The following is a 13,539-nucleotide window of genomic DNA, read 5'->3' as shown; positions in this document are numbered from 1 at the left end:
CTTTCTAAATAGCCAGTTCGTCCAGTTTTCTACCCTGGGCATCAAAGATCCCCAGAAGCTTCGGTGTGCCTTGCTGAATTCCGTCCACTACGGCCACATGGCTTCGGGTGACAAAAATCTGTGTCCGAAAGGCCATGACCACCGTATCGGAGACATGATGATTTCCTTCCAAGGCGATATAGTAGTCAATATTATCGGCCCGGGGTGGTATTACATCAGTGATCACGGAATCTTCCAAATTCTTCCCCACCAAGGCCTTCGCCACATGGGACCTCGCATAGGAACCGCCGCCATAGGCGTAGCTCATCCCCTCCAGCTGGTGAGAAACCTCGGAGACATAGACCATGGCCGGGCTTTCTTCACCCTTAGCCTGGCGGTGATAGGGCGTAGTTCCCGTGAGACTGTGTCCCGGTTCGCCATGGGTCCCCCCGGCATTTCGGATGGCTTTCAGCGTAGCGGTGGTGGTCACCGAAGGCAGGTTCACATCCTTGATGGTGAGCCCCAACTCCTCTAGCTGCCGTTTTCCCTCCAGCACCGTCTTCAGGTTAGGGGTACTTTCCACTTTCTTGGACATTTCCGAATAGAGGAAACAGGGAAAGGAGGTAACCCCCGAGATTCGTACATGGGGTAAACTTTTGGCGGTTTCCACTACCTGAGGGAGTTCCTCTAAGGTGAATCCGCCATATTGACCCGGATAGAGGAAATCTTCTTTTCCGATGATGCGGAGGGTGATGTCCTGGACCCGTTCTAAAGCCTTGGCCGCTTCGTCAATTTCCTTCATCTTCTCCAAGGTATAGACTGTGAGGGTATGAGGCTTCGCCTCTAGGATGGCGGGAATCTGCGCTTTGGGAATCTGGACGATATGCCCTACGTTTCCCAGCTGGATACCTGCTTTTCGCAAGGTTTCGGTTTCCCGAAAATCCACAGCGACAGCTCCATCGAATCCCAAATCCTGAAGCATGGTGGCCACGAGGGGGTTTCGGCCAAACTGCTTGGTCATGAAGAAGAGCTTTACCCCGGTTTCCCGGGCTTCCTTCATCATCATTTCCCCATTTCTTCGGATCATATCCATGTCGAGGATGTAGGTGTCAGGGGAAATCAGTCCCCGCTGATGGAGATCGAAAGCACATGCGATGAGCTTTTCATTCTCTTGTCGTGTTTTCTCTAAGAACATGGCTTTCACCTCATTTCAAATTTTCCAGGCTTTCCTTCAGGATCCGGATGATCGTGTCCGGACCGCTGCGCATGGGGTTAATGCGGATCATGCGGTTTTCCAGTTCCGGATCTTCTGCTCGGAAGGTTCCGGAGAGACGGTAGAACATGGGCACCACCTCATACTTGGATTCCGCGCCCACAGGGTTGGGGGCTGCTCCCCGCTTTTCGGCTTCTTTTAAAACATCCGCCGCAATATTTTTCTCAAATTCCACCAGAAGCACTTTGGATTGGGCATTGGCAATGACCGCAGCCTTCACCCCGGGCACTTCCCCGGCGTCCAGACGCCGTTTTGTCTCCAGGATGACCTCATTTTGAATGGCGATCATCACGGGGGCATAAATCATTCCCCGGAGAACCTCCATGGCTTCAAAGCCTTGGACCTGGCTTCCGCCGGAATAGTTTTTCCGGATGACTTCATCGATATAGACTTTCTTTCCCACCAGAACACCAATCCCTTCGGGTCCAAGAAGCTTAAAGGCGGAAAATGCGCTGAGGTCTGCCCCCAGCTCGGAGCCAATTTTTGCCACTTTAAACACGGCATAATTATCGTCGGTGACGATGGGGAGATCCCCGGCCTCTTCCCGGATGATCTGCACCACTTCGCCCAGGGAATACTTATCCTGGGGCTTTTGCCGGGTGTACTGGATGAGGGCGGCGTTGAGCTTTTCTTTCTTCATACAAGCCCGAAGGGCCACCGGATCGTTGAAATCTGCTCGAACCAGCTCCACGCCCATCTGATGAAGGGTGTTTTGCGTGGTGGGATAGACCGGCGCATCATGGACCAGGAGCCTTTCTCCCGGGCGAAGCACCGCCTGAATGCCCTCCCGGAGGGCGCCGGTGCCGGCTCCTCGAAGGAGTACTGCAGCTTCTGCATGGAAGAGATCTTTCAGCACCGCTTCGACTTTCAGCGTGTAGGTGGGCTTATTAAGCCCCGGAACTACACCCAGATCCCCCAGTCCCAGAATTTCTCTTCCAGAGAAGTGACGGGTCACCGTATCCACGATGCGGAACTGAAGCCTTTGTGCTTCTTCAAGGGTTATACTTTTCAACGGATAGGTTTCCATGGTTCTTCACGCCTCCTCAAGGATCCTTATAATATTCTTCTGGGTCATGTTCTGGATGTGCATTTCGGAAATCCCCGCTTCCCGAAGCCGGGGAAGGAAGGTATCCACCAGATAGGCATAGCCGATGCCGCCTTGATGTTTCATATTGGATTTGCGGGTAATATCCAGCGAGAGGAGAATCTTGTGACTATATCCTCCCTCACAAAGGGTCTTTAGCATGTCCACTCGCAGTTCATCGGGTTGATAGTTAGTTTTTCCGATGGTGTCGAAGGCCACATTTACTCCGGTTTTTAGAATTTCTTCGATGTATCCCACATCGCCAGAAAGGTCCACATGGCTGATGATGATTTTATCCAAATCGATGTCCATTTCCCGAAACATCGCAATCTGTTCTAAGGCTAAGGTCGCAAGGGACGTATGGGTAATCAGGGGCTTGTGGGTGATTTTCTGGGCAGCGCCTGCAGCCCGGAAGACTTTAAGCTCAGTTTCTTCGAAGCGGTTCAGGCTGGATCCGATTTCGCCGATGATTCCGGCTTTGATCTTTGTGCCCTCAATGCCGACTTCGATTTCTTCCACCATAATCCGGGTGAGCTCTTCTTCTGACAGCTCAGTCACTTCCGGTGGAAAGAAGGGTTCCTTGTAGTACCCTGTGGAGCAGATGATCTGAATTCCCGTTTCTTGGGAAACCCGCTGAATGGCTTTGATATCTCGGCCCATCCCGCGGTTGGACACTTCCAGGACATTGCGGACGCCTTTGGCGTACAGATCATGAAATTCCTGAATGGTTTCTTCAATACAGTCTAGCTTGGTATCGTCTGTTTTTTTCACGGCAGAAAGGTCCAGGGCAATATGTTCATGGGAATAGGTAATTCCAGGAACCAGCATAGTTGTTGCTCCTCTCTTCTTTTGAAATTGGACGTCTCCTCTTTAAGGAGGGAGACGTCCAATACTCTTGGTTTTACTTTACAACAGGGATCTGGTACAGACCAATGAGATACAAGATGTTCATGATGATGCCTGTGGCGATGGCGCCCACCGGTCCGATGGCCATTTCCACAATGGGCTTCTTGCTGGTCTTGTTGAGGACATAGATGCCAATGACGATGAAGAGACCCATGGCCTGGGCCATGGTGTAGGCAGAGAGCAGTCCTCCCAGAAGAAGAGCCACTTCCAGTACCTTCGTCATGGCTGTACGGATATTGTCTCCAGCCTTGCGGATGCCCGGGAACTTATCCAGTCCCTTGGCGATGACTTCCAGAAGAAGAATTTCCACGGCCATGACGACAGCACCGAGAACCAGAGCCAGGAAGGGGTTCTTCACGAAGAAGCCCACAACAAAGACAAAGGTCATTCCTGCCGGAGCGTATACACCGGTGGTGATGGCTGTGGTAGCCACCAGGGGCACAAAGCCAATGGCACGAGCCAGTGCAGCCAATCCGCCTTCAACCAACTGTCCCTCTTTCATCAGATTCAGGGAAATGGGGTCTCCAGCAACGATGGTCAGACTGGTCGCCATGGAAATAAGTCCACCCATGACTGCCAATACAGGAAGGTTCTTCTTGATCTTTTTTACGCGGTCCGCAAAAATGGAGGTCAAATCGACGCTGACGTCATTCTTGTCCTGCTTTTCTCTCATGGCGTAGATCAGCATGATGATCATACCGGCGAGGAGAGCCATACCTTCAGCATTCAGCGCGATCTTGGCTGTTCCCAGGTTGAACTTGCCGTAGTAGGTGACAATCTGGCGAACCAGGAAGGAAACACCAAAAGTAATGAGTCCGTGCTTATAACCAAACTGATAAGCCACCACCAGCGCCGGGAAAATGGCGAAGGCTGCGGTGACAGGAGTGCTGACCTGGCCGAGGCTGCCCAGGAAGTTTACGGGGAGCTTGGCAAAAAGGTCCACAACAAACTGGAGTCCGGCCACAAGGCCAATGCCGTAAAGGGCACCAACGCCAGCGGAGATGGCCATGCCAACTTTTCCTTTGGGTGCCCAGGTACCGATGATGTCGGTGCCCAGAAGCACACTATGGATGAGGATGATGCTGGCGGCTACGGAAACGGGAATACCAAATCCGATGACCAGACCAAAGCCCATGGCGAAGGAAGTGGCAGCGATGGCTTTCTTGTCCATGCGGCCTTCCAGATATTCGGGCATAATGGGACGAAGACCATCATTGAAGACAGCGACACCGACGTTGGCGAGAACAGCAGCGAGAGCTCCTAAAAGGGCGATTACAACATAATTCATGATTTCACTCCTTATAAATAGTTATTTTTGGATTTCTCGAACAATGATAGGAATGACGGTTTCTGCAGCCTGGGGGGTAAAGCCGAAGGCTTTCTTGCCCTGCTTCACTTCCTGGATAATTTCAGCTTCGCTCTTGATGTTTCCAGGCATGGCTACGGTGGCACACTGGTTCATCCCCAAAATGGCGATGGCCATGGCTAAGGCTCCTCCGCCTCCGGTGTTGCAGGCACCGAAGTAGTAATCCGCAGCTCCGGTCTTGATGGCCATGGAAGCCTGGATATCCGATTGAATGGTGATCTGAGTGTCTGCACTGACATACTTGCGCAGAAGCGCAGCCACATTTTCTTTGTCCATTTGTCCGCCGACGACAATTTTCATAGATCTCTCCTCCTTTCGCTAGTTTGCTGATGTTTTTTCGAACAGGACACACAAATGCATCATGAGGTATCCTTTCTCCTCAGGGGGTATGGTGCTACCCAGGAGCTGTTCCATATGGGTTAAGGTCTCCTTGGACCGGCTATAATACGAATTCTCGCGGATCTCTTGGTAGATCTCCTCTTCCATGCCTGCGATGGCTTCCTTCTGCTCCATGCGGCGCAGGGCGATGCACAGGTGGGTGATGAACATGGCTCCGTTTTCCTCGTTGATCTGAAGAAGATGCTCTTCGTTGAAGTAGTCGATGATCCGAAGAACCTGCTCATAAGTGTTTTCACTGATCTGTCCTGCCATTTTCAGGATGTCCAGTCTTTCATAAATTTCCATGGGGCACCTCAATGTACAATTTTTTGTATATTTGGAGTAAAAAGGATCAGTAGTTGGGCACCATCTGATGCGCGACTACCTGTTCCTGGATCCGGAGCACATCGGCTTTGACGATGTATTTCTCCAGGATTTTCTGAATCTCTTTCTTGTCCCGTTTAACCACAATGACCGCTTCCGTGTTTTCCCCCTGGGGAAGGAGTTCATCCACAATTTTGGTGTTGAAGTTGATGTCTTTCCCCTGGACTTCATCCAAGGTCATAACTCCTGCATCCAGTTCGCCTTCAAAAAGCTTTGCCCGCATGACATTATAGGGCATATCTAAAAGTTCCACTTTCTTTTCTTTGGTGAGCTTCTTCGTGATAATCACATGGTCAATGGAGGTGGAGTCTACCCCTACCCGCATGCCATCTTCAATGGTGTGACTCTTCCCATTGGAGAAGACCAAGGCATGGTTTCCGACGAAGCTGTTTTTCCCAAAACTGAGAATGATCTCCACCGGGTATCCTTCGCCAATATAGTGCTTAGCCGCTAATTTGGAAAGCACGGCAAAGTCGTAGCGGTTCTGGAGCAGTGACTCCAGACGGTTGATGGCACCGCGCATATAGGCCAGGTTCATGGCGAACTTTTTGGCAAACTCGCTGTGGTTAAGTCCTGTGGCCAGGCCTTCATAGCGCTTGGTGTAAGGCAGCGGCATAACACCCACGATGAAGTTGATATCCGTCACTTTCAGGAGCTTCAGGTAATCGATCTTCGTGAGATAGGTGCCCAGATGTCCCCGCTTATCCAGGGAGACCGCGTCCAGATCACAGAGAAATTTCAGCGCCGACTGCACCGTACCACGGCCCAGGTAGTATTTCTCCGCATAGTCCGCCACGGTCATAATTCGGTCGCCTTCATCCTTGGTCATGAATTCTTTTGCCAGGTAATTGATCATTAAAGCATTCTTATTTAGCAGTTTTTCCCGTATTTCCATCTTCATCACCAACGTACAATTTTCTGTACTTTCAAGATAACATACTTTCTAAAGGTTTACAAGACTTCGTTCAAACAAATAATTTACCCTGACTTCAGCCCACCCTATTCTATCCCCTCCAAAACATGGAAAAGGGAGCCGAAGCTCCCTTATAAATCATAGAGTTAGTTCACGTTCTCCAGATACCATTTCTGGTTGTCTCCATTATTGCTGACCCATTGGATCACATTTACCCCTTCGGTCTTTCCGCCACCAAAGACGTCCAGAAGATACCCGGTTCCGCTTTCTTCGGCTAGGCGAGACATTAAGGAGATACTGCCATCGGCATTTTCGAGGATCTTCCACTGCTGGTTGATGCCCCCATGGTAATGATACTGAATGACCCGGTTGCCCATGGTGGTTCCTCCGCCGTAGACATCGATGGAGTACTCCGGATTGAGCACGGAAGTTATTTTGTAGTATCCGTTGTTCAGGGATTCAAACTTCCACTGTTGGTTGGTCATGCCATGGTAGCTGTACTGGATGATGTTCGTGCCTTCGGTGGTGCCTCCACCATAGACGTCCATGACCAGGTTGCTGTTCTTGGAGCGGATGATGTAGGTTCCACTGTAGTCCTTCACCCACTTGGCATAGAGGGTGATGTCCGTCGTGGGGATCCGGTCAGAAGCAAAGTTCCAGCGAAGCGTCAGGGCTTCATCCTTGTACCAGCCGTCAAAGACCATGCCTTCTGTTACCGGAGCTGCAGGCTCAGTGATTAATGATCTTTCGGTTCCAGAGACAGATGTTACTTCCGTTCCGCCATTGCTGTTAAAGTTCACTGTGTGAGAAGCCACGGGCTGCAGGAACCACTTCTGGTTGTCTCCGCCATTGAGAGCCCACTGGATGACATTTACCCCTTCCGTTTTTCCTCCTCCGAAGACATCCAACACAAAGTTGGTTCCATTTTCTTCTGCGAGTCTGGACATCAATGAGATGGAACCATCAGCATTCTTGAGAATCTTCCACTGCTGGTTTGTGCCCCCATGATAGTGGTATTGGATCACGCGGTTCCCCATGGTGTCTCCCCCGCCAAAGACATCAATGGAGTACTCGGGGTTGAGAACTGAGGTAATCTTGTAGTAGCCATTACCCAGGGAATCAAACCTCCACTGCTGGTTCTCCATACCGTGGTAGCTGTACTGAATAATGTTCGTTCCTTCTTTTGTCCCACCATCATACACATCCATGACTAATCCACTGTTTTTGGAGTTAATCGTATAGATACCACTGTAGTCTTGAACATTGACGTCTGTCACATCTGTAAAACTTCCATCTGCCGTATTTACAGTGATCTTCGCTGAGCCATTTCCTACTGCAGTAACCAACCCATCAGAACTTACCGTTGCCACATTCTCATCGCTAGAAGTCCAAACCATCTTCTGATTTAATGCATTCCATGGAGTGATGGTGGCCTGTAAACGCTCGACTTGTCCAATTTTCGTAAATTTAAGTTCACCCTTATTCAGAGCAATCCCCGTCACCGAGACTGCCACGGTAACTGCGCAAGTGGCACTCCTCTCTCCATCGGCCGTCGTAACTTTAATAATCGCTACTCCATTGCCTATTGCAGTGACTGTTCCATCCGCTTTGACCGTAGCTACATCCTCATCGCTGGAAGTCCAGATGACCTGTTGATTCGCTGCATTTCCTGGGATAACGATAGCAACTAACTTCATTGTTTGTGTAAGGGTAGTGAAATTAAGTTCACTTTTGTCCAGGATTACCCCTGTTACGGGGACCTTCACAGTTACTATACACGTTGCAGTTTTGCTCCCATCGACTGTGGTTGCGGAGATCGAGGCTATCCCATTCCCTACTGCTGTAACTACGCCATCTGAACTTACCGTTGCAATAGATGCGTTATCGGTTGTCCAAATCAGTGTCTGATTGGCTGCATTTGATGGCAATATTGTTGCAATCAGTTGACTTGTTTGATTATATGCCGTTAAATGAAGCTCGCTCTGACCAAGCATGATTCCTGTCACCGGCACAGCAACTGTGACCTTGCAGGCAGCACTTTTTTGGCCCTCTGCTGTGGTTGCCATAATCGTCGCTGTCCCGTTTCCTACCGAAGTAACAACTCCATCAGAATTGACTAAAGCGACAGACTCATCACTGGACGTCCAGATGATATTCTGATTAGCCGCATTTAAAGGTAGAATCGTTGCTTCTAATTCACTCACTTGATTAAGCTCCGTGAAGTACAGTTCGTTCCTATCCAGAGTGACGCTGGTAACAGGTACCGCCACGGTAACGATACAAGATGCTGTAAAATTACCTTCCTCCGTGGAAACGGTGATCGTTGCTGTTCCATTAGTCATCGCCGTAACGGTTCCGAACTGATTTACCGTTGCAACAGACTCATCGCTGGAAGTCCAGCATACATTCTGATTGGCCGAATTGAAGGGTATTACAGTCGCGAGTAACCTATTTGTCTGATTAAACTCTGTAAATTTAATGATCGTCTTGTCTAAAATAACATCGGAAACTGAAACTGCCACCGTAACTAAACAAAATGCTCTCCAATCACCATCTTCAGTAGAAACCATAATATACGTAGACCCATTTCCTATTGCGGTGACTGTACCATCAATGCTTACCGTGGCCACAGCTTCATCAAGTGAACTCCATATAAGTTTTTGATTCGCTGCATTAAAGGGCACAATAGTTGCAACCAATATGTCTGATTGAGAAATTTTAGTAAAGTTAAGCTCTTTCTTGTCCAATGAAACTCCGGTAACTGGCACTACCACAGTAACTAAGCAAGCTGCGCTCTTTTGCCCATCTTCTGTTGTCACGAAAACCACTGCCGTTCCGTTCCCAACGGCAGTGACTTTGCCATCTGCGCTTACGATCGCCACAGACTCATTGCTGGATGTCCAGGTGACTTTCTGATTGACTGCATTATTGGGCAAAATAGAAGCGCTCAAGTAGTCGGTTTGGTTAATTGCCCAGAAATAAAGCTCTTGCTTATCCAATCTGACATCAGTAACCGCCATTGCCACATTGACTGTAGCAGATGCACGATAATTACCATCTACTGTTGTTACCGTAATTACTGCTGTTCCATTATCTACTGCAGTTACGGTTCCATACTGATTGACCAGAGCTACAGCCTCATCACTGGACATCCAAATCAAATCTTGATTGGCTGCATTGCCCGGAAATACTGTAGCCTTTAACATACTTGTTTGTTTCAACTCAGTAAAGTAAATTTCGGTTTTATCCAAAGCGACTCCGGTTACCGGTAAAGCCACAGTAACTAAGCATGTTGCACTTTTCTTCCCTTCTTCCGTAGTCACGGTAATTATAGTTGTTCCATTGGCCACGGCTGTAACTAGTCCATCCTTACTGACTGTTGCCACAGACTCATTGCTGGAAGTCCATGATACATTTTGATTGCCAGCATTGGATGGTAAAACTTTAGCTAAGAATTGATAGCTTTGACTTAACTTTGTAAAAAGCAACTCATTCTTATCTAAAATAACTCCATCTACAGGTATTGCCACAATGACAGTGCAGGATGCTGCAAACTGCCCTTCATCTGATGTTGCAGTTATTATTGCAGTTCCAATCCCAATAGATGTAACTACTCCATCATAACTCACTTTTGCTACTAACTCATTACTGGATGTCCACGTAATTTTCTGGTTCAATGCATTGGATGGCTCAATATATGCGATCAGCCTCCGGAATTGACTTAAATCATTAAAATGAATTTCACTCTGATCAAGGGTGATTCCCTTTAGCCTTATAGCTACGGTGACAGTACAAGTTGCAACCTTCTGCCCATCTTCTGTCGTGGCACTGATACGTGCAGTTCCATTGTTTATGGCTGTAACCTTGCCAAATGCATCTACCGTAGCTACCCGCTCATCATTGGATGACCAAACCAGATTCTGGTTAGCTGCATTTGAGGGCATAATGGTTGCCATCAGCTGAATCATCTGCATTGATTCTGCGAAATCCAAACTATACTTATCTAAGACCACTCCAGTCACTGGGACCGCAACACGGACATAACAAGATGCACTCTTTTCACCATCTTCCGTGGTGACAGTGATCACTGTCAATCCATTTCCTTCAGAAGTAACTCTTCCGTCGTTACTCACGGTTGCCACCGTCTCATCGCTAGATACCCAAATTAAATTCTGATTTGCTGCATTAGAAGGTAAAATTGAGGCAACCAACTGGCTGGTCTGTTGAAAATCCGAAAAAAATAATTCACTCTTATCCAAAGAAACTCCAATGACGGTTACAGTAACGGTTACTACACAGGATGCACTAAAATTACCATCCTCAGTTGAGACAGTGATCACTGTAGTACCATTTCCCAAAGCTGTAACAGTTCCAAAGTCATTTACCGACGCCACCGTCTCATCACTGGAAGTCCAAGTCAGGTTCATATTCGCTGCATTTATCGGCATTATTGTTGGTATCAGCATACTTGTCTGATTAAACTCAGAGAAAAACAATTCAGTCTTATCCAAAGTTATTGCTTTCACCGGAACAGCCACGGTAACCTTGCAGGCTGTATTCTTTTGTCCATCTGCTGTGGTGACAACAATCATAGCTGCTCCATTTCCCACGGCTGTTACGACACCGTCTACACTCACGGTAGCTACAGACTCACTGCTGGATGTCCAGATCAGGTCCTGAGCAGGTGCATGTATTGGAAGAATTTTAGCAGCTAATGGATATGATTGATTAAATTCTGTAAAGAGCAGTTCACTTTTATCAAGTTCAACCCCAGTGATGGGTACAATAACTGTCACTACACAAGTTGCATTTTTCGCCCCATCAGATGTAGTAGCACGAATCGTCGCAGTTCCGCTACTCATCCCCATAACCATTCCCTCAGAATCGACTTTTGCCACTGTCTCATCACTTGTCGTCCATACAATACTCTTACTTTCAGTGGTATTAAAAGGATCAAAAATTACGTTTAAATCAACACTTTCACCATAAACCAAATCAAGTAATGAATAATTTAGTGAAATAGACCTTAAGGGAATTTCAGTAACAATTACCGTACATTTTGCGGCATAGTTTCCAACTGTTGCGGTTATCGTCGCTATTCCCTTCGATACAAAGGATACAAGGCCGTTGTTATCAACTGAAGCAATAGCTGGATTACTCGAACTCCATGTGATGGTCTTATCATCAGTTGTATCGAGTGGACTAAAATTAACAACTAATAGTTCACTCGCATTTTTCGAACCGCTTATTGTTGTTTTATTTAGGGTAATACTTTCTAATACTGATGTTACTTTTATCTTGACGTCCTTCTTCGTGTTTCCGTTTGATACTGTCACTGTTGTTTCCCCGGGAGAAATTCCAGTAACATAACCATTTTCATTAACCGTAGCTATGTTGCTATTACTAGACAAATATGTCGTAGTTTTCAAATCGGTGGCATCATAAGGATAGTAAAATAGTTGAATTTTTGAAGTTTCATTTTTATTAATCATGATATCATCTGCGCTAATCGCAAGTAGCGGTGCCTTAACCGAAACGAGCAGACTATCACTAAATCCATTGATCGTTCCTGTAATTGTCGCCGTCCCTGGCGATATTGCCGTAACGACACCATTACTAATTTCAGCTACAGCAGAATTTGAAGATGTCCAAACAATCTTGCGTTCAGTGGTTGTTATCGGTGTTATTTCAAATGGAATGACACCACTAATTCCTTTGTTCATCTCCAAATTGCTCTCTGAAATGCTGATTCCTGACGCCTTAGTTACATCATTCGATACAGATACATAGATCGTAAAAGAAGATGTTAATCCTCCATATGTGGCATTCACCACACAACTTCCTTCACCTATCCCTGCAAGCATTCCATCCGCAATCATTGCAACAGAATTGTCAGAAGCTGATAGTGTTATATTTCCGAAACTGATATCTTTAGATACATTGAGAAAATATCTAAGATTTAAAATATCATACTGTTTAATGTATACGATTTTGTCATGAAAGCTTACGTATGGAGCTGAGAAATATCCAGTACTTGGATCGACTAAAAAGGAGTACATAAACCCATTCTGCACAGCAAAATTGTAGGCAATAGAATCAGGCATAACATTAAAAGTCAATAAACTTCGATCACACCCATTGAAAGATGAAGAGTCAATAGTAGTGATTCTATCGGATAGTGAAATACTTTTTAAACTTCGACAATCAGAAAAAACCATATATCCTAAGGATGATACTTTACTTGGTATATTGATACTTCTCAAATTTAAGCAATTGGAAAAGGCTTGGTTCTCAATTTGAAGTATACTCTCCGGTAAAATGATTTCAACCAAACTGCTGCAATCATTAAATGTGGCGTATCGAATTCTTGTTATACTATCTGGTAAATTGATACTCGTAATACTTCGGCAACTACTAAAAGCCGATTCTCCTAAGTTAACCAAACCTTCTGGCAATAATATGTTTGTTAAGCTTATGCAACTATCGAATGCATTTGCGTCAATCGTGGTTATACTTTCTGGTAAATCGACCCTCGATAGACTAAGACAGCTGATAAATGCGTACTTTCCGATGCTTAATAACCCATCTGGCAAATCAATACTCAATAAGCTACTGCAAAAGGCAAAAGTGTATGCCGGAATGGCAGAAATATTAGACGGTAGAATTACATTCTTTAGATTTGTGCAATCATAAAAAATACTAGTCCCAAAGTTTACAATACTGTCAGATAACTGTATATCCTTCAAACTTTTGCATTCCCGAAAGGCGAAAAATCCTATTGTAGTTAACCCACTGGGAATCTCGATATTAACAAGATTTGTGCACTTCCAAAAGGCACCATTTCCGATTGTTATTACACTTAAGGGTAAAAAAACACTGGTAATACTAGTACACTCCTTGAATGCTTGATCGCCAACACTGGTTACCCCATTATCAATAATAACTTCTCGAACTGAATCTCTAAGATCATAAAATGGAGATACCTCATTACTGTAATTGAACATGCTCCCAGACCCACTTATAACAAGTACTCCATTTGCATCCAATGACCACGTTAAGTTATCCCCACATATTCCTGTGGTCAAACCAATACTTTCAGCTAACACCACTGCTGATTTCGCTGACGCTATCGTTATGTTTAAAATCATGCATACAAGAATTGCAATTGCTACTAATTTATTTCTCATCATTTCTCCTAATCCCAATTACTCATTTAATTAATCCCACGTTATTGCTTTCGATCACTCTCATCAGAA

At 46.2% G+C, this 13,539-nt stretch carries 8 protein-coding genes; all 8 read right to left on the bottom strand.

The genetic code is table 11. From position 1 onward, the window contains the following. Positions 1-4: 4 nt before the first annotated feature. The 8 genes from KCG48_RS01890 to KCG48_RS01855 all read right to left on the bottom strand — a co-directional run bounded on the left by KCG48_RS01890 (position 5) and on the right by KCG48_RS01855 (position 13,473). Positions 5-1,174 carry a YhfX family PLP-dependent enzyme gene (locus KCG48_RS01890; protein WP_211799603.1) on the bottom strand — a complete coding sequence of 390 codons (1,170 nt, stop codon included), beginning with the start codon at positions 1,172-1,174 and terminating at the stop codon, positions 5-7. 10 nt (positions 1,175-1,184) lie between these two features. Beyond that, on the bottom strand, positions 1,185-2,279 hold the full coding sequence (locus KCG48_RS01885) for an aminotransferase class V-fold PLP-dependent enzyme (RefSeq protein ID WP_211799602.1): 1,095 nt from the start codon (positions 2,277-2,279) through the stop codon (positions 1,185-1,187). A 6-nt stretch (positions 2,280-2,285) separates the two neighbouring features. Beyond that, on the bottom strand, positions 2,286-3,164 hold the full coding sequence (locus KCG48_RS01880) for a phosphotriesterase family protein (protein WP_211799601.1): 879 nt from the start codon (positions 3,162-3,164) through the stop codon (positions 2,286-2,288). 73 nt (positions 3,165-3,237) lie between these two features. Continuing rightward, complete coding sequence (locus tag KCG48_RS01875) at positions 3,238-4,530, bottom strand: YhfT family protein (RefSeq protein WP_211799600.1); 1,293 nt, start codon at positions 4,528-4,530, stop codon at positions 3,238-3,240. Between the two features lie 21 nt (positions 4,531-4,551). Beyond that, positions 4,552-4,908 carry a DUF2620 domain-containing protein gene (locus KCG48_RS01870; RefSeq protein ID WP_211799599.1) on the bottom strand — a complete coding sequence of 119 codons (357 nt, stop codon included), beginning with the start codon at positions 4,906-4,908 and terminating at the stop codon, positions 4,552-4,554. A gap of 18 nt (positions 4,909-4,926) precedes the next feature. Further along, positions 4,927-5,292, bottom strand: coding sequence for a PRD domain-containing protein (locus KCG48_RS01865; RefSeq protein ID WP_211799598.1), 366 nt, complete (start codon positions 5,290-5,292; stop codon positions 4,927-4,929). Between the two features lie 46 nt (positions 5,293-5,338). Beyond that, positions 5,339-6,265 carry a GntR family transcriptional regulator YhfZ gene (gene yhfZ, locus KCG48_RS01860; RefSeq protein ID WP_269142394.1) on the bottom strand — a complete coding sequence of 309 codons (927 nt, stop codon included), beginning with the start codon at positions 6,263-6,265 and terminating at the stop codon, positions 5,339-5,341. Between the two features lie 164 nt (positions 6,266-6,429). Next, positions 6,430-13,473, bottom strand: coding sequence for an Ig-like domain-containing protein (locus KCG48_RS01855; RefSeq protein ID WP_211799596.1), 7,044 nt, complete (start codon positions 13,471-13,473; stop codon positions 6,430-6,432). Positions 13,474-13,539: the final 66 nt, after the last annotated feature.

Source organism: Proteiniclasticum sediminis, from assembly GCF_018128025.1.
Classification (GTDB): Bacteria; Bacillota; Clostridia; order Clostridiales; family Clostridiaceae; genus Proteiniclasticum; species Proteiniclasticum sediminis.
The sequence above is the reverse complement of the archived record's forward strand: the minus strand, read 5'-3'. Positions and strand labels throughout refer to the sequence as shown.

Bases quoted from the DNA above. Each gene is read 5' to 3' on its own strand.
- KCG48_RS01875 (WP_211799600.1), bottom strand. From the start codon at position 4,530: ATGAATTATGTTGTAATCGCCCTTTTAGGAGCTCTCGCTGCTGTTCTC.
- KCG48_RS01865 (WP_211799598.1), bottom strand. From the start codon at position 5,292: ATGGAAATTTATGAAAGACTGGACATCCTGAAAATGGCAGGACAGATC.
- yhfZ (WP_269142394.1), bottom strand. From the start codon at position 6,265: ATGGAAATACGGGAAAAACTGCTAAATAAGAATGCTTTAATGATCAAT.
- KCG48_RS01870 (WP_211799599.1), bottom strand. From the start codon at position 4,908: ATGAAAATTGTCGTCGGCGGACAAATGGACAAAGAAAATGTGGCTGCG.
- KCG48_RS01890 (WP_211799603.1), bottom strand. From the start codon at position 1,174: ATGTTCTTAGAGAAAACACGACAAGAGAATGAAAAGCTCATCGCATGT.
- KCG48_RS01855 (WP_211799596.1), bottom strand. From the start codon at position 13,473: ATGATGAGAAATAAATTAGTAGCAATTGCAATTCTTGTATGCATGATT.
- KCG48_RS01880 (WP_211799601.1), bottom strand. From the start codon at position 3,164: ATGCTGGTTCCTGGAATTACCTATTCCCATGAACATATTGCCCTGGAC.
- KCG48_RS01885 (WP_211799602.1), bottom strand. From the start codon at position 2,279: ATGGAAACCTATCCGTTGAAAAGTATAACCCTTGAAGAAGCACAAAGG.